This window comes from Psychrobacter sp. DM4 (assembly GCF_051307035.1).
Taxonomy (GTDB): Bacteria; Pseudomonadota; Gammaproteobacteria; order Pseudomonadales; family Moraxellaceae; genus Psychrobacter.
Genome location: NZ_CP195536.1, coordinates 2,139,497 through 2,160,159, shown reverse-complemented (window position 1 = coordinate 2,160,159; position 20,663 = coordinate 2,139,497). Strand labels below are relative to the sequence as shown.

17 protein-coding genes and 1 tRNA gene are annotated in these 20,663 nt (G+C 44.3%); 11 read left to right on the top strand and 7 right to left on the bottom strand.

Annotation, left to right across the window (positions count from 1 at the left end; all coding sequences use genetic code 11):
* The first annotated feature begins 240 nt into the window (after nt 1–240).
* Both ACR64G_RS09185 and ACR64G_RS09180 read left to right on the top strand, forming a co-directional pair.
* Entirely contained in the window at nt 241–1,014 is a 774-nt protein-coding gene (locus ACR64G_RS09185) for a class II aldolase/adducin family protein (protein ID WP_435978996.1), read from the top strand.
* A gap of 4 nt (nt 1,015–1,018) precedes the next feature.
* On the top strand, nt 1,019–1,921 hold the full coding sequence (locus ACR64G_RS09180) for an alpha/beta fold hydrolase (RefSeq protein WP_435978995.1): 903 nt from the start codon (nt 1,019–1,021) through the stop codon (nt 1,919–1,921).
* 182 nt (nt 1,922–2,103) lie between these two features.
* Here the strand turns inward: ACR64G_RS09180 and truC are convergent, their stop codons facing one another.
* The 3 genes from truC to ACR64G_RS09165 all read right to left on the bottom strand — a co-directional run bounded on the left by truC (nt 2,104) and on the right by ACR64G_RS09165 (nt 4,344).
* Nucleotides 2,104–2,874, bottom strand: a complete 771-nt coding sequence (gene truC / locus ACR64G_RS09175) for a tRNA pseudouridine(65) synthase TruC (RefSeq protein ID WP_435978994.1) — start codon at nt 2,872–2,874, stop codon at nt 2,104–2,106.
* Between the two features lie 82 nt (nt 2,875–2,956).
* Nucleotides 2,957–3,235 (bottom strand): peptidylprolyl isomerase, encoded by a 279-nt coding sequence (locus ACR64G_RS09170; RefSeq protein WP_435978993.1) that lies wholly within the window; start codon nt 3,233–3,235, stop codon nt 2,957–2,959.
* A gap of 212 nt (nt 3,236–3,447) precedes the next feature.
* Nucleotides 3,448–4,344 carry a 3-hydroxyacyl-CoA dehydrogenase gene (locus ACR64G_RS09165; protein ID WP_435978992.1) on the bottom strand — a complete coding sequence of 299 codons (897 nt, stop codon included), beginning with the start codon at nt 4,342–4,344 and terminating at the stop codon, nt 3,448–3,450.
* 165 nt (nt 4,345–4,509) lie between these two features.
* Between ACR64G_RS09165 and ACR64G_RS09160 the strand changes: the two genes are divergently transcribed.
* Nucleotides 4,510–4,725, top strand: coding sequence for a hypothetical protein (locus tag ACR64G_RS09160; protein WP_435978991.1), 216 nt, complete (start codon nt 4,510–4,512; stop codon nt 4,723–4,725).
* A gap of 249 nt (nt 4,726–4,974) precedes the next feature.
* Here the strand turns inward: ACR64G_RS09160 and uvrA are convergent, their stop codons facing one another.
* Together uvrA and ACR64G_RS09150 are read right to left on the bottom strand one after the other, a co-directional pair.
* A complete protein-coding gene (gene uvrA / locus ACR64G_RS09155) occupies nt 4,975–7,509 on the bottom strand; it encodes an excinuclease ABC subunit UvrA (protein WP_435978990.1) in 2,535 nt (844 codons plus the stop codon).
* 709 nt (nt 7,510–8,218) lie between these two features.
* A complete protein-coding gene (locus tag ACR64G_RS09150) occupies nt 8,219–9,091 on the bottom strand; it encodes a LysR family transcriptional regulator (protein WP_435980699.1) in 873 nt (290 codons plus the stop codon).
* 211 nt (nt 9,092–9,302) lie between these two features.
* Here ACR64G_RS09150 and ACR64G_RS09145 point away from each other — a divergent pair, with 211 nt between their 5' ends.
* Complete coding sequence (locus ACR64G_RS09145; protein ID WP_435980698.1) at nt 9,303–10,412, top strand: S-(hydroxymethyl)glutathione dehydrogenase/class III alcohol dehydrogenase; 1,110 nt, start codon at nt 9,303–9,305, stop codon at nt 10,410–10,412.
* A 179-nt stretch (nt 10,413–10,591) separates the two neighbouring features.
* On the opposite strand, the gene ACR64G_RS09140 is transcribed toward ACR64G_RS09145, so the two are convergent.
* The gene (locus ACR64G_RS09140) at nt 10,592–11,683 is read right to left on the bottom strand and encodes a glycosyltransferase family 4 protein (protein WP_435978989.1); all 1,092 of its coding nucleotides are present in this window, start codon (nt 11,681–11,683) and stop codon (nt 10,592–10,594) included.
* Between the two features lie 316 nt (nt 11,684–11,999).
* Between ACR64G_RS09140 and ACR64G_RS09135 the strand changes: the two genes are divergently transcribed.
* Both ACR64G_RS09135 and ACR64G_RS09130 read left to right on the top strand, forming a co-directional pair.
* On the top strand, nt 12,000–12,203 hold the full coding sequence (locus ACR64G_RS09135; RefSeq protein ID WP_435978988.1) for a hypothetical protein: 204 nt from the start codon (nt 12,000–12,002) through the stop codon (nt 12,201–12,203).
* A gap of 45 nt (nt 12,204–12,248) precedes the next feature.
* Entirely contained in the window at nt 12,249–13,349 is a 1,101-nt protein-coding gene (locus tag ACR64G_RS09130) for an L-dopachrome tautomerase-related protein (protein WP_435978987.1), read from the top strand.
* A gap of 501 nt (nt 13,350–13,850) precedes the next feature.
* Here ACR64G_RS09130 and ACR64G_RS09125 read toward each other — a convergent pair.
* A tRNA-Val gene (locus ACR64G_RS09125) sits at nt 13,851–13,927 on the bottom strand.
* 204 nt (nt 13,928–14,131) lie between these two features.
* Between ACR64G_RS09125 and ACR64G_RS09120 the strand changes: the two genes are divergently transcribed.
* From ACR64G_RS09120 to ACR64G_RS09100, 5 genes are all read left to right on the top strand, one after another.
* Nucleotides 14,132–14,923, top strand: a complete 792-nt coding sequence (locus ACR64G_RS09120) for a HesA/MoeB/ThiF family protein (RefSeq protein WP_435980697.1) — start codon at nt 14,132–14,134, stop codon at nt 14,921–14,923.
* A gap of 236 nt (nt 14,924–15,159) precedes the next feature.
* A complete protein-coding gene (locus ACR64G_RS09115) occupies nt 15,160–17,529 on the top strand; it encodes an FdhF/YdeP family oxidoreductase (protein WP_435978986.1) in 2,370 nt (789 codons plus the stop codon).
* A 61-nt stretch (nt 17,530–17,590) separates the two neighbouring features.
* The gene (gene fdhD / locus ACR64G_RS09110; RefSeq protein WP_435978985.1) at nt 17,591–18,658 is read left to right on the top strand and encodes a formate dehydrogenase accessory sulfurtransferase FdhD; all 1,068 of its coding nucleotides are present in this window, start codon (nt 17,591–17,593) and stop codon (nt 18,656–18,658) included.
* A gap of 381 nt (nt 18,659–19,039) precedes the next feature.
* A complete protein-coding gene (locus ACR64G_RS09105) occupies nt 19,040–19,672 on the top strand; it encodes a 2Fe-2S iron-sulfur cluster-binding protein (RefSeq protein ID WP_435978984.1) in 633 nt (210 codons plus the stop codon).
* On the top strand, nt 19,669–20,661 hold the full coding sequence (locus tag ACR64G_RS09100) for an FAD binding domain-containing protein (RefSeq protein ID WP_435978983.1): 993 nt from the start codon (nt 19,669–19,671) through the stop codon (nt 20,659–20,661). The genes ACR64G_RS09105 and ACR64G_RS09100 overlap by 4 nt, the downstream gene beginning before the upstream one ends.
* Nucleotides 20,662–20,663: the final 2 nt, after the last annotated feature.

Below are 20,663 nucleotides of genomic sequence, written 5' to 3'. Positions count from 1 at the left end.
TTGTTAAGAAGGCGTTAAGTCGATTGAGTTTAGTGCACAGATGGAGTTGATAAGAGTAGGCGGAGTTGACATGAGTAGAATCTCGGTAAGATAATCAAACACTCGCTACGCCAAAATAGCAGCTACAAAACTATTTAATTGCCTTAAAATACTTTAAGGTATAAATTTAAAGCAAGATGACTTGTAAAAAGTATTTACGCAGTTACCACTCTCAAAGCTAAAACGGTCAAGGATGACATCATGCAAAACGAATCAAATATAAAAGCCAGTATAAAAGACAGCGTCAGCGAATCAGAATGGCAGATGCGAGTAGACCTTGCTGCCTGTTATCGACTCATCGCTATGTATGGCTGGGATGATTTGGTCTTCACGCATATATCGGCTCGCGTACCCGATACCGAAGATGCGTTTTTGATCAATCCTTACGGACTATTATTCGAAGAGATTACCGCCTCAAACTTAGTCAAAGTCAATCAAGCAGGTGAGAAGGTCGCGCATTCAGATTACGATATCAATCCAGCAGGATTTACTATTCATAGCGCAGTACACAACGCTCGTCATGATGCGCACTGCGTTATCCATCTTCATACTAGTGATGGTGTTGCGGTATCCGCGCAAGAGCAAGGGCTACTACCACTATCGCAGCAATCTCTATTTCCACTCTCCAACTTGGCCTATCATGACTATGAAGGCATTGCACTAAATCCTGAGGAAAAGGTGCGTCTGGTTGCTGACCTTGGTGATGCTAACTTTATGATTCTACGCAATCATGGGCTGCTCACTTGCGGCAGTAGTGTCGCTGATGCCTTTTTGTTTATGTACATCACTCAAAGAGCGTGCGAGGTGCAGATCAAAGCGCAGAGCGGTGGCAGTACACTCACGCATATACCGCCGCAAATACTAGCAGGTATTCAAGCTGCATCAGCGCAAGTGACTAGAGGCGCAGGCGGCGATATCGCATGGCCTGCACTGCTGCGTAAGCTGCGCCGTATCGATCCCTCATTTGAGGAGTAATCTTATGATGACGGTAAGTGAGTGGCAGCAGCAAGGACAGTTTGAGTCTATCAATGGTCAACGAATCTTTACGCGCCAAGGTGGTGACAAGAGTGCACCGGCGCTCCTTCTCATTCACGGCTATCCGAGTGCCAGTTGGGACTGGGAGAGTATGTGGGAGGCGCTGACTGAACACTATTATGTGATTACTCTCGATATGCTGGGTTTTGGCTTATCTGATAAACCCAAAAACGCCCAGTATCTCATTAGCGAACAGGCTGATATTTTTGAGGCATTTCTGCGTCAATTAGGTGTCGATAATTATCATATCTTGGCACATGATTATGGCGATACCGTCGCGCAGGAGCTGCTGGCAAGACAAGTGGATGTGAGTTGTGATCTGCATATTGCTAGTGTCTGCTTCTTAAACGGTGGTCTGTTTCCCGAAACGCACGAACCTATCTTGATACAGAGATTATTGCTATCACCATTAGGATTTTTGGTGTCCAAGCTCTTTACTAAGCCAAAATTTGCCAGTAATTTGCAACGGATATTTGGACCCAAAACACCGCCAACTTCGGAAGTTATTGACGCATTATGGCAATTGCTTACTCATAATGATGGCGTAGGCGTCCTGCACAGACTTATCAACTATATTCCGCAGCGGAGGCAATACCGAGAACGTTGGGTTGGAGCGATTATCAATAGCCGTGTACCTGTCAAACTGATCGATGGTGCCAAAGACCCTATATCAGGACAGCATATGGTCAATCGCTATCGGGAGCTCATTCCTAATCCTGACGTCACTGTTATGTCAGAGCTGGGTCACTATCCGCAGATTGAAGATAGCAATGCGATCAGTGAAGCATACTTGAAGTTCCGGCGTAGTACTGACTGTACTATACCGAAGCAATATAAGAGGTTTTAATCAAGCATTTTGATCATAATGGCTCATGCTATTAATTTTATACTTGTTAAGTTTATATCTAACACTAGTGATTTAATGCCCGTATAGCGCATTGAATACTGATAGAACCTGCTTAGTTATGGAGCCAAGATTTCAAATCCTTTGGTAGGAGTCTCTAAAATTAACTCTAAACTTTACTTTGCCTACATTTTAGCGCTCTCTATCCAAGAGAACTCCTCCAAGACGTTCATCCATTGATCGTCCAATCCTGCTGTTAGCACCAAGGGCTCGCCAGTGACAGGATGGCTAAGCGCCAAATTCTGGGCATGAAGAAGCATGCGCTCGCAACTATACTGAGTACGAAAAAATCGATTATGTCGCCCGTCGCCGTGGCTAGTATCACCCACGATATGATGAAATACATGTCTCATGTGCCGACGCAGCTGATGCTTGCGCCCAGTATCTGGTGTCAAGCGCACTAGGCTGTAGCGACTGGTGTTATGCTTCTTTGATACCGCAAATGGCAACTCAATCTGTGCCAAACGTCGCCAATGGGTCACTGCCTCTTGAGCGGGTTTGTCCAAGTTGGCAAACTTATCGGCAATCGCATCAGGCTTGAAGCTCAAGGCATAATCGATGACGCCTTCTTCTGGCATATAACCGCGTACCACAGCTAGATATTGCTTGGTCACTGTGCGTTCAGTAAAAGCTTCACTAAGGCTACGCGCCACAGCTGAGCTCTTGGCAAACAACAATACGCCTGATGTTGGTTTATCTAACCTGTGCACTGGAAACACATGGCAGCCTACCGCATCACGGGTGAGTTGCATGGCAAAGCGCGTCTCGCCTTTATCCAGCCAACTGCGATGCACGAGTAAACCCGCCTCTTTGTTAATCGCTACAAGAGACTCATCTTCATAGATAATGTCTATTTGATTAGCGATTTGATTGGCGGTACCGCTTTCGATATCCATGTGCTCAATGCCTGTTTTTGATGGCTATTTTTCAGTGCTCTAACGCTAACGCCTATGTTTTAAACGCCTATGTCCTAAACGCCTATGTCCTATAAAGTACTTTGACCACATGCCAGCCAAATTTAGTTTTTACTAAATGCGGGGTAAAGAGTTTGCCATTGAAGCAAATTTTATCAAATGCGGGAACCATATCGCCTTGTTGAAACTCACCCAAGCTGCCACCTTTTTTACCTGATGGGCAGGTTGAGTGCTGTTTGGCTAGCACATCAAACTGAGCGCCTTTTTTAAGTTTGGCAATAATGTCTTCTGCCTGTTCTTTATTTTTTACTAAAATGTGTAATGCACTAGCGGTACGAGCCATAAGGTAAACCTTTTACAAAATATCGAGTGTTAGGACATTATATCACTACTGACTTTGGCGGCTACCCTCACTTGTATGCTCTACTTGATAAGTGCAGACGCAGTAATATGTTGGTATACGTGCAAAAGACACGCGTGCAAGAGACTAACATCGACAACGCTCTAAATGTCTACACCAACCAAAGCAAAATGATATTTAAGCCAAGCGGTCTACTACTTCAAAAAATCAGGATGCATAAAAGCAGGATTGGGATAGGTATAAAATCCTTCGCCAGTTGCCGCGCCTAATTTATTTTGATCGATCAACTGCTCTTTTAGATATTTAACTGCTTTAAACCGCACAGGACTTTGAGTCCTCTCAGCAGACATCTTGGTGATGTTGTAGGCCGTATTGATCCCTATGGTATCCAAGATACCGAATGGTCCTACAGGAGCACCCGTCACTATCATCCAGGTCTTATCAATCGTATGCGGATCGGCAACCTCTTTGGCCAGTAGTTGCAAACCTGCGTCTATAAAAGGCGCTAATAAGCTATTCATAATGTAGCCGGGTTGCTCTTTGTACAGCGGCATCGGCACCATACCGATAGCAGTTGCAAACGCCACCACCTCATCAAATACTTTGGGATCTGTTCCAGGATGCCCCATGATTTCGGCAACGTTATGCATCCAAATTTTATTGGCAAAATGAAGCGCTAAGAACTGAGCAGGTCGCCCCGTTGATTCAGCGAACTGGCTTGGGAGTAGTGTGGAGGTATTGGTTGCAAATATAGTTTTCTCTGGTGCAAGCTTAGCCAGTTTTTCATAGAATTCGATTTTGATCTCTGGAATCTCAGGAATCGCTTCAATCATCAAATCAGCGTCTTTGACTGCTTCTGCAAGATCTGAGGTATAACTAAGATTATCAAAAGTCTTATCTAGCTGCGCTTGCGTCGCTCTCAAATCTTTTCTAAAGGCTTTACACATCCCTTTAAACTTTGACTTTGCTTGCTCTAAGACCTCATCATTGATATCGTAAACCGTGACATTAAAACCATGATACGCGGCTTGAAAGGCAATTTGATAACCCAAAACACCACTTCCCGCGACGGTGACATTCTTATACGACATAATGATCTCCCAAAAATAAAATAGTAATAAGTTGTCTGAGACTAACTATAGCATTTACAGTAGTTGGATAACCCGTCCAAGCATAAAATACTTATACAATAGAACTAAGCGGCTCAGTTTTTTGTATTGGCTTAACCTTACAAACCATCAAATGGAAAAGTTATTATGAAGTCTAAGCTGACCATCGCGGTGCTCGTACTGTTGTTTTTATCTGGTTTATCAGGGCTACTGGAGAGTGTGCTTTATAATGATGTTAATACTGATGGTGTATTACAAGAAAGCTTCTTTTTGCCGTTATCCTTTATGCTGGCAATACTAGCGGTCGGACTTTGCATCCTATCCATAGCAACTAAAATAATATCTGCAAAGCCGAAAGTCTGATGATAAAAGCCTTGTTTGTGACTCATGATTTTAAAGCTATTTCCTGCTCTTGGATAGATAAGAGCGTACCTCTATTTGGAAGCTACGAGTGCATAAAGCTGAAATCGGCTCTATTGGTTCTAATCTAGATGGCAACGACAAAACGCTACCTATAGGTCGCTCAAATATCGAATGACATCAAACAAAACGGCAGCGATAAATGGATTATCGCTGCCGTTTTGTACTATCGTAAAAAGGTTATGACGGACGTTATTGGCGAATAAAAGGTGCGGTTCGGCTAATCTTTGATTTAGCGATTGTTTTGGGTAACCCTTGCGCTACAATACGACCACCCGCGTCCCCTGCACCAGGACCGATATCAATCACCCAGTCGCTATTACTTGCAACCTGCATGTCGTGTTCGACCATGATAACGCTGTTACCGGCATCGACCAGCCCATTTAATTGCGCCATTAGCATAGAGACATCTTTTGGGTGCAAACCTGTTGTCGGCTCATCAAGGATATACAGCGTATCGCCGCGCTGCGTTCGCTGCAATTCGGTAGCCAGTTTTATGCGCTGGGCTTCACCGCCTGATAATTCGGTTGCTGGTTGACCCAGTCGTAAGTAGCCAAGTCCGACTTGTAACAGCGCACTTAATGCCCGCAAGATAGCAGGGTCATCGACAAAGAACTCATGAGCCGATTCCACAGTGAGGGCCAGCACATCGGCAATGTTTTTGTCACGATACATGACCTCTAGCGTTTCCTTATTGTAGCGCTGTCCATGACAGATTTGGCAAGGTGAGTAGACGCTAGGCAGAAACAACAGCTCAACACTGACAAAGCCTAAGCCTTCACAATTAGGACAACGACCTTTCGTCGTATTGAATGAAAAACGCCCTGCGTTGTAACGACGAGATTTTGCCTCGCTCGTTGACGCGAATAACTTACGGACATGATCAAACAATCCGGTATAGGTAGCGAGGTTTGAGCGCGGCGTACGCCCAATGGCTTTTTGATCGACGGTTACCAGTCGTTTGACATCGTCCATACCGTCAGTGATTTGTCCGCCGGTTGGCGTCTCCAACTCTTGCTCAAGTAGATCGGCTTCGCCAGTTGGAGCTTCAACCGTTTGTTTCTGCCCTAGAGCCTCATAGACAAGCTCTACCAAAGCTTGACTCACCAGACTCGACTTGCCTGAACCTGATACACCCGTGACAGTAGTCATCACACCCAATGGAAAATCGACATCCAGCTCTTGTAAGTTATTACGCGTAATCCCTGTAAGTTTAAGCCACGCTGCAGGCTCTCTTGGTGTGCGTTTTGCGATAGCGTCAGTGCTGAACAGATAGCGGCTAGTATGCGAGTGAGTCACGTCGCGCAATCCCTCTACAGGGCCACTATAAATCACCTCGCCGCCATGAGTACCCGCATTGGGGCCAACGTCTACGATCCAATCAGCATGTCTGATGACGCTTACATCATGCTCGACGACAAACACTGAGTTACCAGCAGCGATGAGCTCATCTAAGGCACTTAGTAGTGCTTGGGTATCTGCTGGATGAAGACCTGCTGAGGGCTCATCTAGGACATAAACCACCCCAAAAAGTTGTGAGCGAATTTGAGTGGCTAAGCGCAAGCGTTGTAACTCACCAGGAGATAAGGTCGGTGTAGTACGCTCAAGCGATAAGTATCCCAAGCCCAATAGGGTCAGCGCCTTTACCCGAGAGAGAATATCGCTAGCAATGCGCTGAGCGACGATAGCCTTTTCACGATTTACCATAGTATCTGTTAGGGGTTTATTGGCGGTCGCCTCTAACGCGTGCGCCAATTCATCAAAGCTCAGTTGCGACAGCTCGCCAATATCGAGTCCTGCAAAAGTCACGGATAAGGATTCTTTTTTTAGTTTTTTGCCCTCACATTTTGGACACACAGAGATTTGCATAAATTGAGAAACGCGCTTTTTAGTCAGTGGGCTTTGAGTTGTGGTAAAAGAGTGCAATATAAAGCGCTTTGCACTCGAAAACGTACCCCTATAATTGGGCTTCTCGTCATTTTTAATCGCTTCTTGTACTTGCTCAAGGCTGTATTTAGAGTAAACAGGAACGGTTGGCGTTTCATCTGTAAACAAGATCCAATCGCGGGTCTGTTTTGGCAGTTTATGCCAAGGTATATCGATATCGTAGCCAAGCGTAGTCAAGATACGAGCAAGGTTTTTGCCTTGCCATGCGGGTGGCCATGCTGCGATAGCACGCTCGCGGATGGTCTTGGTATTATCTGGCACCAGTAGCTCTTCTGTGACTTCAAACACGCGGCCAATACCGGAGCAAGTAGGGCAAGCACCCTCGGGTGTGTTGGGAGAAAACGCATCGGCATATAATATCTCTTGCTCGGCAGGATAGTCTCCAGCTCTTGAATAGAGCATGCGTAGCCCATTTGAGATGGTCGTAACACTGCCCACTGATGAGCGCACGGAGGGCGTTCCTCGCTGTTGTTGTAGGGCAACGGCTGGCGGCAGACCTTCTATTGTATCCACATCAGGCTCATCAACCTGATCTATTAATCGACGCGCATAAGGGGATACTGAATCCAAATAACGACGCTGCGACTCAGCAAATAAAGTGCCAAAGGCAAGTGAGGATTTACCAGATCCTGAGATACCCGTAAACACGACTAGTGCATCACGAGGTAAATCCACATCGATATTCTTTAAATTATGAACGCGTGCGCCTCTTACTCGAACACTGTGGTCGGCGTTACAGATGACATCTTTTTTAGTATGTTGGGTGTTATTGGTGGCCATAAAAAAGCGACTCCTAGTGCATTGTATTTTTTATATTTGGATTGAGACTATCGGTATCTGAGTAGGTCAAAAATTAGGGTCTGTTGAACATTCAAATGTGGCACTGGCGGTAGTTATTTTTTAGACAATACGCAGTGAAATTTTTGAGGCCTAGTCATTCTAGGGTAGACAATTTCGCCATGTATTGACAAAAAATAGCCCTGCCCTGAAAGGCTGATACTAAAATCACCCCAAACGTTGTTATAACCCTAGCTAAGGTCTCGATATTATCGTCGATTTACGCCTGATCTAATAAAAAGTTTGATGCGATTTTAGCGATCAGCAGTCCTAATATTTGAATGTTTAACAGACCCTATAATATTGCTACTGATATTTGCGGGTTGAGCGCTATGGGGCACCATAATAAGTTACGATAATGCGTCCTTATCTCTTTAACGTCCCTATCTCCTTAGCAATAGACTCTTTAGCTATAGATGATTTATCAATAATAATCTGCTTAGACTGAGCAGGTCTACTGCGTTATTCTACGATAGCGACTATCATACGTTATTCCGTACAAAAGATAATGGGTCTAAAAAGAAAATAACTTTTACCCTACAGTAATAGTAAGCTTTATTGATATAGTTAATCCCAAATAAAAAGAATACCGCTATGCCAGCGTGCTACTGATAAAAAAGGATTGAGTCGGGTAGTTTTGACTATCACCCAGTTAGGGTGTAGATAAATGTGCTGCTAAATAATCTAGTAGCAGCCTAATTTTTGGCGACAAATGGCGATTATGAGGATAGACGGCCCAAATACCTTCTTTAGGTTCTCTAAAGTTATCTAATAAGCTGACAAGCTCTCCCGACTCTAAGTGCTTTTGCACGTAATAATCAGGCAGTTGCACAATACCCAATCCCTTTATAGCCGCATCGACCAAACTATAACCACTGTTATAGCGCACTCTACCTGCCACTCGAATGTTCTTCTCTTTACCCGATGCCTTGAAGTGCCAATAATCTAGCGTACCTAATAGACAGTTGTGTTGACTAAGCTCAGCTAGAGAATGCGGTATGCCGTGTTTTTCAATATAAGAGGGCGACGCGCAGACAAAATTAGTGCGGCTACTCAGCTTTTTTGCCATCATGGTCGAATCACGAAGCTTTCCGATGCGAATTGCCAAATCATAGCCGCCTTCAACCAAATCGAGCTGTTGGTTGCTCAATAGGGCAGTGACTTCAATATCATCATAGTGCACCATAAAGTCATTCACCAATGGCATTAATTGCCGCTCTCCATAAGTGACAGGGGCGGTCATCTTAATCATGCCCTGCGGTTTTGATTGTAAATGCGTCACTGCGCGCTCCGCAGCGTCCAGACCATCAAGTACTCCGCGGCAGTGCTGATAAAAAACAGTGCCTTCTTCTGTTAATGAGACCTTACGAGTCGTTCGATAGAGCAATTTAATATTGAGACGTTGCTCTAAGGCGCTTACTTGCCGACTCACTTGGGCGGTGGAGATGCCTATTTTTTTTGCAGCTTTCGTAAAACTCTCATATTCGGCGACGTAAACAAATTCACTGATACCATCCCATTTCATCATTATTACCACTGTGTAAAAGACATTTGTAAATATAGCACATTGTTATCCGCTCAGAAAAAACTATAATCATCAGTATATAATGAAATGTTTTAAATACTGCGACAACGGTTGCTTGCCTCTATTAGGTAAGCACTATAAGCTAAATAGATCTATATTCAATAAGCAATACCATTACTCAAAAAGAGAGACAACTATGTCAGATAAATTTATTAAATCAAAAGCCGCTGTGGCATGGGGCCCAAATGAGCCACTATCGATCGAAGAGGTGGATGTCATGCTGCCACGCAAAGGCGAAGTACTCGTAAAAATCATTGCCAGCGGCGTCTGTCATACCGATGCGTTTACCTTATCTGGTGAAGACCCAGAAGGCGTATTTCCAGCAATTTTGGGTCATGAAGGTGGTGGTATCGTGGAGCAAATTGGGGAGGGCGTGACCAGTGTCCAAGTCGGCGACCATGTTATCCCTTTATACACCGCAGAATGTGGCGTCTGTAAAATGTGCCGCTCAGGTAAGACCAATTTGTGTTCAGCCGTGCGCGAGACTCAAGGTAAAGGTCTGATGCCAGATGGTACTACCCGTTTTTATAAAGATGGCGAGCCAATTTACCATTATATGGGTTGCTCAACTTTTTCTGAATATACGGTCTTGCCAGAGATTTCATTGGCCAAAGTCAATAAAGAAGCGCCACTAGAAGAAGTCTGTCTGTTAGGTTGCGGCGTGACTACGGGCATGGGCGCGGTTATGAACACCGCAAAAGTCGAAGAGGGTGCTACGGTCGCCGTCTTTGGTCTAGGCGGTATCGGACTGTCAGCGGTCATCGGCGCTCAAATGGCAAAAGCCAGCCGCATCATTGCGATTGATATCAATGAAAGCAAGTTTGAGCTTGCCAAAAAGCTAGGCGCAACAGAATGCATCAATCCTAAAAACTACGATAAGCCTATTCAAGAGGTGATCGTAGAGCTAACTGATGGCGGTGTTGACTATTCGTTTGAGTGTATCGGTAATGTCGATGTCATGCGTTCAGCGCTTGAGTGCTGTCATAAAGGCTGGGGCGAGTCAGTCATCATCGGTGTCGCAGGCGCAGGAAAAGAGATCGCAACCCGTCCCTTCCAGCTCGTGACAGGTCGCGTCTGGAAAGGCTCCGCATTTGGTGGCGTCAAAGGCCGTTCAGAATTGCCAGGCTATGTAGAGCGTTACCTAGCGGGTGAAATCCCACTACAGGACTTCATTACCCATACGATGGGTCTTGATGACATCAACGACGCCTTTGACTTAATGCATAAGGGTGAGAGTATTCGTACGGTTATCCATTTTTGATAAGTAAAGGCTGCTTATTTGTCATTACCTTTGAGTCACTATGTGGTTGATAATAATAGTGCTGTCTCTTCGTAGGAGGCAGCATTTAATATTTGGATAGCGCTATTTTATTTGTCCATAGCAAGTATAAGGGTCAATAATATTTTTAATAGCTATACCTTTTTTATAGTCAACACGCCCTAATGTAATATTTTAGGTTGCTCAAAGCTTTTAAGTAGGTCCAACCATTTACCTATTATATGATCAGGTTGATACCCTTCGACTTTCTTTTTACCTCTTAAGCCAATAACTCTTTGCTGCTCATCATCATTCATTAAACTAATCAGCGCTAAAGCAAGTTGGTCAACATCGTTTTTAGGCACTAAAATAGAGCCAGTATCTTCTAAAACTTCTGCGGGACCAGGTCCACAATCAAAGCTAACAATAGGGAGACCAAAAGCTAACGCCTCCGTCAAAACCATACCAAACCCTTCTATCCGAGAGCTCAGGCAAAATATCTTCGCCTGCCTATAATAGTGACCCACATTGTCAGTCATACCAACCAATTCTACCTTCTCAATCATCTGGTTTTTTTGGATAAACTGAGTTAAATTCGCTCTTTGATCACCCTCACCAACTATTTTTAATGTCCATTCTGGCATAACAGTAGTGACCTGAAGCCAAGCTTCAAGTAATAAGTCAAAACCTTTATCTTTATCTAAACGACCAACAGCTAACACTATCTTTTTATTATGTTTAATATACTCTTGAGCCGGAAATGGACAAGGATTTCCTATAGCGATTATTTGTGATTTGTGACGAGTATTTTTTAGCCAGTGTTCCTTGTCTCTTTGGGTCAAGGTAACCACTGAGTCGCAATATCGTGCCGCTAAATGTCTGACTATAGAGCTCCTGCTCATACCTTTGCTAGGATCAAAATTAAAATGCTCCCAGCCTATATGTTTTACTTGCAAGCCTAAAGTCGCGGGTAAAGTATAGGGAATAGACTTTGTGTCTACCGCGATTATTGTGTCAATATGCTCTGTTTTTAACAGCTTTCTTATTGTATAAATTGTATTAGGAATACGGCCCAAATTAACCCGTGGAGAATCTGATAGTGCAATTATTTTGATATCATCGTTTAGGGGGAAGAAGGGTTTATCACAAGGTCCAATACTGGCTAACATTATGCCATGACCGACTTCAGATAGACCGTTAGCAATCATAGAACCTACTCGCTCAACACCAGCGCCCTTGTTAAGGCCATAAAATAACACCATTAAAATTTTCAAATCGATTGCCTTGCTCGTTAAGATACATAATCATTCATTATAGGGTGACATATTTCATTATGTAAGCGGACAGCTCTCCTAATAGTCAAATCCGATAGAGATATTTTATCAATCCTTAAAAAACCAAAAAGTACAAAATCGCGCTTACGTAGGAATTATACTCACTTCATCGAAATAAATTACGAATTATTCATCTGAGTTTGGAGAAGAGTGCGAGTCTATTATAAGTTGAATGTGCATTGCTATCTTTGGCGAAGGTCTCAAAGGTTCTAATATCGCACGCTTAGCGACTACCGATAGCGTTAAGTCATTTGAAATGAAAGAACGCGCAAAGCGACATAAAGTAGACTTCTCTCGACTGGCTATTTTTCATTTTTGTCTTCAAACTGATGGTTTTAAAAGTGTTATTGAAACAACGGAAAAATTTAGTGGAAAAGTGAGAATGGACCTCATGCGTTATCATCCAGAAGATGAGGATAAGCAAGCCAGTCAACCTCTTCACTTAAAGCAATCACATTAGATAAAGGGGTCACTACAGGCCTCTTCAAACACTCAGGAATTTACGATGAAGAATATTTTTATTATTGGGTTAGTCACTATGGCCCTAGCAGGATGTAGCTTAATTAAGAGCGAAGCTATATCTGCTCCTCAAGTAAAAAGTGAGGTCGCTACGTTGGGACAGATAGAAACCGTTATCGGTTTGCCTATTCGCCCAGGGAACGTCATGGCTACGAGCGATGGTCGGGTGTTTTCTACCGTGCATCCCAACGACGGTGAACAGGGAGTGCAGCTGTTTGAAGTGACTGGGCCCAACAGTTATCAGCCTTGGCCTTCAAATAAGTTTCAATCGCCTAAAGGGCAGTATGGTGAAGCGACCATTGATACACCATTAGGTATAACCAAAGACAATCAAGGTGGATTATGGATTGTCGATATGGGCCAGCACATCGGTAAAACTCGGGTTTGGGGCTTTGATATTGCAACCGGTACATTGATTAGCAAAATCGATATACCTACAGACATCGCACCAAAAAATAGCTTTGTGCAAGATTTAGTGGTCGATAGAAAAAATGGATGGATTTATTTAGCCGATATTCCCAATCCAGCCATTATTGCCATTAATATGAACACCAATGAAATACGTCGTTTTGGCAATCACGTCGCTTTGCAACCTGAAGCTGATGCAAAAATAGTGATCAATGGTGTGGATATTATGCTAGGTGGTCAGCCGGTAAACAACGGCATTAACCCGATTACGATGTCCGCCGATAATAATACGATTTATTTTGGCGCGATGAATGGTAGATCTTGGTACAGCTTAGACGCGACCTTATTTAGAGCGAATGCTAGTGATGAGAAGATTGGTAAGAGCATTATTCGTGTTGGTGATAAGCCCGTTTCAGACGGTGCTACTATAGACAGTCACGGAAACCACTACATTACCAACTTAAATGATAATGGCGTAGATGTGCTCGATAATAAAGGACAGATGACACCGTTAGTACGAGATAGTCGATTCGATTGGCCTGACAACGTGTCTTTAGATACCAATGGCTGGTTATATGTTGCGGTGAATCAATTGCACAAAACATCACAGTTCACTGGCACTGTTGATCAAGGTCAGCCCCCTTACTATATTTACAGAGTGTGGGTAGGCGGCCGCTAATAGCAATGTAACCGATGTGGTGTGAAAGGCGCCACTACAGTATCAACTGTATCTGGGATACCTAAAGGCATAATCTCGATAACAATGAAACACAGTGATCGAGATTATCCAGTATTGAACAATGGTAGTCGTGGCAAAAATTGGTTATCAGTTGTCGAGTCTATTGCGTTAAAACAAGATAGATGAACAAACTTCTATTAATGAACTTGATTTATTAAGTTTAGGTCTATAGTTTTTTCAGCATAGCTCAAAGAGTATAAACCAGAAAGTAAGGGAGAATAGACTCAAAGTTAGAAACTAAGGTAGAGGTCAAAAAGAGGGTTTTATTTTTTACAGTTTTGAAGGGGTGGTCACCATTTGGTCACCGTCGCTTTTTTTAGTCATTATGAGCTAACTTGGTTAACATAATCATAGAGCGATGCAAGTCAAGTTTTTGCGCTACAGCCCTCATACTATGCGCATAAAAAAAGCCCCAATCGTGAGATTGGGGCTTTCTAAATTTGGTAGGCATAAGCAGATTCGAACTGCTGACCTCTACCATGTCAAGGTAGCGCTCTAACCAACTGAGCTATACGCCTATTTAGGCCATGCATTTTAGCAAGTTTTGGCGACTTTGCAAGCGTTTATTTAACTATTGACGCATTATCATTATAGGAGGACATCCTAAAAGTCATCCTCGATAGCTATGACTATTGTACAATATGGCATCTATAGTCAGATACAAAAGGATTGACGTGTCAGATACGAGCAAACCATATCTACAATTAACTGATGATGAGCTGATGCGTTATGCCCGTCAGGTGCTACTCGATGGCTGGGATGTTAGCGCGCAGGTACGTCTAAAAGCCAGTACGGCAATCATTGTTGGCGCAGGCGGCTTAGGTTGTCCAGCATCTGAGACTTTAGCGCGGGCAGGGGTCGGTCATATTCATCTGATTGATGATGACACGATTGAGATGAGCAACTTACAGCGGCAAACATTATTTACCGCATCAAATGTCGGTCAGAACAAAGCTGAGACCGCATCTGAGGTGTTAAATCAGATAAATCCTTTGATCGAAGTCAGCTATAGCATGCAGCGTCTAGATGCACAATCGATGGATGATCTATCAGACTTGATAGCGCAAAAGAGGCATGAGTCGCTCGTCCCTCATAGTGCGGATCACTCAACTATTCTACTGCTTGACTGTACGGACAACTTTGCGATTCGTCAGCTGTTAAATGAGATCAGTGTGGTAGAGCGTTTGCCACTACTCTCAGCCTCAGCTATCGCTATGACAGGGCAGCTCGCGCTATACGAGCCGTATAAAAACACGGGATGTTATTACTGCGTGTTTGGAGAGATACTCACAAATAAAAGCGTCGAGCAAAATTGTGCCAACTCTGGTGTACTTGCCAGCACAACGACAGTGATGGGTAATATGCAAGCCAATCTTGCTCTGCAATATCTAGGACTAGGTCACAATCCGTTGTCAGGTCAATTACTAAACTGGGATGGCAAGCATATGAGTCAACACAATCTACGATTTAAAAGAGACTATTCCTGTAAGGTATGTGCCGGTCAAATAGGATAGAAATTCATATTTAACAAACGGTTACGCATCCCATATTTTTGACTTTATTGCTTTGTCTTTTTGTTTTACGTTATTTATCTTGACCAGCACGTTTACTTTTGTGAAGAAGCATTCATATTGCTAGGTTTCTACTGGCTATTTTTAAGATTACGTTGAATACTAGTTGTCATAGCTGTTCTTTTTCAGCACCTACTTTTTACTCTAGTTTTAATACCATAAATGACATGAGGTCTACCATGCGCAAGATTCCTATTTATGCTCATCCTGCGGCCGGTTGGCCTGCGCTCGTTGCATCGACTCGCAAACTTATGGACTACAAAGCCTTTTTGCGCGGGAGTTTGAGCGTACTGATGAGCAATCAGCCCAATGGTGGTTTTGATTGTCCCGGTTGTGCGTGGCCTGATCACAAAACTCACAAGACTTTAGATGTCTGTGAGACCGGATTTAAAGTAATCGCTAGTGAGACTATGTCGACCAAAGCGGACGCGGCGTTCTTTGCCAAAAATACTGTAACTGCGCTGCAAAGCTGGACTGGATATGAGCTTGAGCACAGTGGACGCTTGTCAGAGCCGATGGCCTATAATGCTGCGCAAGATCGCTACGTGCCAATCTCTTGGGACGCCGCTTTTGAGCGTATTGCTACAGAGCTCAATCGATTGGACTCTCCTGATGAGGCGCTATTTTATACCTCAGGGCGCGTGACCAATGAGCCCGCTTTTTTGTACCAGCTGTTTGTACGTCTGTTTGGCACCAACAATATGCCCGATTGCTCCAATATGTGTCATGAACCGACTTCAGTGATGCTCGGTCGTCAATTGGGGGTGGGCAAAGCGACAGTAATGTTAGAGGATTTTGAGCAAGCGCGCCTTATTATTATGTTCGGTCAAAATCCGGCGACCAATCATCCGCGTATGCTAGAGATGCTTGCGCACGCTCATAAGCAAGGCTGCAAGATACTCTCTGTCAATCCGATGCGTGAGCAAGGATTGAGTGCCTTTAGAAATCCGCAAAAGCCTGCGCACATGGCAGCAGGTCAGAGCGATGATCTAGTTGATGATGTGATCCAAATTCAGATCGGTGGTGACGCTGCATTACTGACAGGTATCGCTAAGTGGCTAATTGAAAACGACAAGATTAATACTGACTTTATCTCCCAGCACACCTCAGGGTTTGAGCCATTAAAACAGTGGCTAATGGCACAATCATGGACAGATATTGAGCGTGGCTCAGGTATTGAGCAGGCGCAAATTATCGAGGTTGCGCGCATGGTTGCCGACAGTCCAGCGACCATCTGTACGTGGGGCATGGGAATTACCCAGCACGTTCAAGGTGATGATAATGTTGCGATGATTACCAATTTGCTACTGCTGATGGGTATGATCGGTATCGAGGGTGCTGGCGCATCTCCAGTACGCGGACACTCTAACGTACAGGGCGATCGCACGATGGGTGTCCACGAGCGCCCAGACGCAAAGCTACTCGATAGTCTTGAACGCGTGTTTAAACAGCCAATGCCGCGTGAAGATGGTTTCGATGTCGTTGCAGGTGCCAAAGCCTTGATCGCCGGCAAGCTTAAAGCTTTTGTCAGTATGGGTGGTAACTATGCGGTAGCTGCACCAGATAAGAGCGCGATTCAACAAGCATTAACAACCACTCGACTCAATGTTTTTGTCGCCACTAAGCTAAACGGCACAATGCTACATCCTGGCGCTAATAACATTATCTTGCCTTGTATCAGCCGTACCGAAAAGATCATCACTAGCAAAGGTGAGCAGTTCGTCACAACAGAGGACTCCATGTGCCAGATTGCGCGCTCTAAAGGTAACCTCAGGCCGATAAGTGATCACTTAAAGTCTGAGGTGCAGATTGTTGCTGATATGGCAACCCATGTACTCGGTGACAAGTTCGATATTCCTTGGCAACAGATGGGTGAGGACTTCGATATTATTCGTGACTATGTTGCTGAGGCTATTGAAGGTTTTGATAACTTCAATTATCGCGTACGCGCCGCTGATCGTGGTTTTCATCTTTATCATCCTGCGCGTCATCGTGTCTGGAATACTGATAGCAAAAAGGCACAGTTTGAGGTGCCGCAGTATCCGATTACCTTTGTTGTAGAGCAGATGGCAACGCGAACCTCAGCACTCAACCATAGCGATAACAACGCTATGAACAAGCAAAATAACAAGCAGCAAGTCTGGCAATTAACGAGTGTCCGTAGCCATGATCAGTTTAATACGATGATTTTCGGTTATAAAGACCGCTACCGTCAAACGGATCGCCGTGATGTGCTCTTTATGCATCCTGATGAGATGAGCCGAATAGGCTTTAGTAAAGGCGATACTGTTCAAATTACTCGCGAGACGAGCAATGGCGAGAAACGCGTGTTAGGGCCACTGGTACTGACAGAAATGGACATCGCTGCCAACGCGGTCGCCACCTACTATCCTGAATGTAATGATCTATTTGATTTAGATACCAAAGCGCCAGACTCGCATATACCAGCCTATAAATCGGCAACGGTTGTGTTGGAGAAAATAAGTCAAGTTAAGCAAAGCAGTCGTGAAAAGGTCGTAGAGGATTTAAGCTCAGCAGTACCCGCTTAGCATACTGATAGTAATTGCGCTGCTTAGAAAGTATTTATAAGTTATAGGTTCACGAGTAGTTATGACCATTGATACAGACTTACAGAGCGCGCGTGCATCAACATTGGCACTGACACCAGTATCTCCCTTGTCGCGTAGCCATTTCACGCACAAGCACGCTTACTTGCAGGCTGAGAATAAAAAAAAGGATAAAAAGTCTGGTTCTGTCAAATCGCTCAATGCAACGTCGCCGAGCGCAACAGATAAGATTGATTTTGATATTGATAGTCGGCAGGCAGATCTTGCTATTGAGGCGGCTGTTGCTATCGTAATCAATGGCATTCATTACGCCGTATTAATGGCAAGTCCCCAACAGTTAGAGTATCTAGCTGTTGGGTTTTTGTTTAGTGAAGGCCTAATAGATCACAGTCGAGACTTGCTTGATTGGGACGTTACTCAACTGACTGATAGCGCTGATTTTAAAGCCTTTGGTGATAACGATAAATCCTTTAACGAAGACAATAGTGACAACCTAGAAACGTCGTTTGAGCATTTATTAGACTATGATATTTATGTCGTAGAGCTGGTGCTCAATCAGCGCTGCCATCAGCGTATTCAAGCGCAAAAGCGCCAACTAGCAGGGCGTACAGGCTGTGGTATGTGCGGTATTACGGGCTTGACTCAAGCATTGCCAGATTTGAGCACTTATCAGAGCTCTTTAACTGCTCGCTCTGAGTCAAGCCCGCGTCCAGAGTTAGAGACTTTGCTTGCGATAAGAATACAAATAGATGCTGCCCAGCACACTCATCAGTTAACAGGTGCTGTTCATGCAGCGTCAACGGTTTATGAGGGTCAATTGTATCTATTTGAGGATGTTGGACGTCACAATGCCCTTGATAAATTAATCGGCTGGCAATTGCGGCAAAAAGCAGACATCGATTGTGTAGTGATGACATCACGTCTGTCTATCGAGCTGGTACAAAAATCTATCCGTATGAGGCTGCCATGGCTCGTTGGAATGTCAGCGCCGACCAGTACGGCAGTGCGCGTCGCTGAGCGTTATGGTTTGGGTTTGGCAGGATTTTTACGGAACGATAGAGTAACCTATTATACAGGCTATAATGCTTTGAATAGTGACGAATCAGAATAACATGCCATCAAAATAACTATAATAGTAAAGGTAAAAACAATGGCGCGTGATTTGATAGGTTTATTTGAAATTATGACGTGAGGTTATAGGCTTAAAGATCATATCCTCAGTAAAAAATCAGTCAATTGACATTATGACTCATCTAAAGATGACGCGCCTTAGGTAGCGCCGCGAGTATCTATTGTGACGCTCTCTTTTGTCTCATAATTAATAATTCACCCGATAATTTTAGTCCGTATTCAATTTTTCAAAAGTATTACAAAGAAAAAACAAAGTTAGCTCGTCGATAGGTCATAATAAATCCATCTACTTGTTAGCTCATTTTCTTATCGAAACCACAATCCATCCAAAACTAAAACCAACTGCCAGCGAGAAGCCAGCATGTCTACTTTGACGTTAATGATTAACCAACAAGAGCATCAATTTGATGACCTTGACCCTCGTACGACGCTCCTTGATTTGTGTCGCCAACACTTGCAAATAACCGGTCCCAAAAAAGGCTGCGACCACGGTCAATGCGGCGCTTGTACCATTTTGATCAACGGCGAGCGTATCAATGCTTGTCTAACCCTTGCCGTTATGCATGACGGTGATGAGATCACGACGATTGAGGGCATCGGTATGCCTGAGTCGCTATCTGAGTTGCAACAAGCCTTTAAAGATCATGATGCGTTTCAGTGTGGATACTGTACGCCTGGGCAGATTTGTTCAGCGACAGCGCTTATTGATGAGGTCAAACAGAACTGGCCAAGCTATGTTAGTGAAGACCTGAAAAATCCCGATGGGCTACTGGTACAAGAAATCGCTGAGCGTATGAGTGGGAACATTTGCCGCTGCTCTGCTTATCCCAATATCGTCAAAGCCATCTCGCAAGTGTTAGAAGGTCAAGCTGCTGATTCATCAATAGATGCGCCAGCAAAAAACGCCGTCACTGGTATCTGGTCACCGCCACCGAGTGAAACTCAACTTGGTAACTCTAGCAAGCCAAAAACAATGTCAGGAGGCCGCTCATGAAACGCTTTGAATATAGCCGTGCCAATGCACCTGAGCAAGCTGCGATTTCTGCCAGTGCCAATAACGCCTCGTTTATCGCAGGCGGTACCAACCTTTTAGATTTGATGAAGCTTGAGATTGAAACGCCAACCAAATTGGTTGACGTAACGCGTTTAGAGCTTGCGCAAGTAGAGACCACGGACGATGGCGGACTGCGAATCGGTACGCTCGTTACCAATAGTGATCTGGCCGCTAATCCTGAGGTCATCGCCAATTATCCTGTCCTATCTCGTACTATCTTGGCAGGGGCAACAGGTCAGTTGCGTAATAAAGCCACGACCGGCGGTAACTTCTTACAGCGTACACGTTGCTACTATTTTTATCAGACCGATAGCGCTTGCAATAAGCGTAATCCAGGTTCTGGTTGCCCTGCCATTGATGGTGAGAATCGCACTTTGGCGATATTGGGCACGAGCGACGCTTGTATCGCTCAGCATCCCTCCGATATGGCAGTGGCGATGCGTCTGTTGGATGCGACTATCGAGACCGTCAAGGCAGATGGCTCAACTCGCAAAATTAATGTCAAAGACTTTTATTGCTTACCAAAAGATACCCCGCATATTGAAACGGTATTAGAGTCAGGTGAGCTGATCACTCATGTCGTACTACCTGCACCTATCAAAGGTATGCACACTTATGACAAAGTGCGAGACCGTGCCTCATACGCTTTTGCCTTGCTGTCTTGTGCGGCGGTCATAGATGTCGATGATAAAGGTCATCTAGCAACCGTGCGCTTAGCATTTGGTGGTATCGGTACCGAGCCGTGGCGCAATGAAGCAGTCGAAGCGTTATTGGTAGGTACTGACGGTAATGATGAGGTTATCAAACAGGCGGCTGATTTATTATTAGAAGAGGCTAAGGGTAGTGGTCAAAATGACTTTAAGATACCTCTGACTCGCCGTTTATTCAAACAAGTTATTGGCCGCGCATTAGCTGGCAAGGGAGCATAATC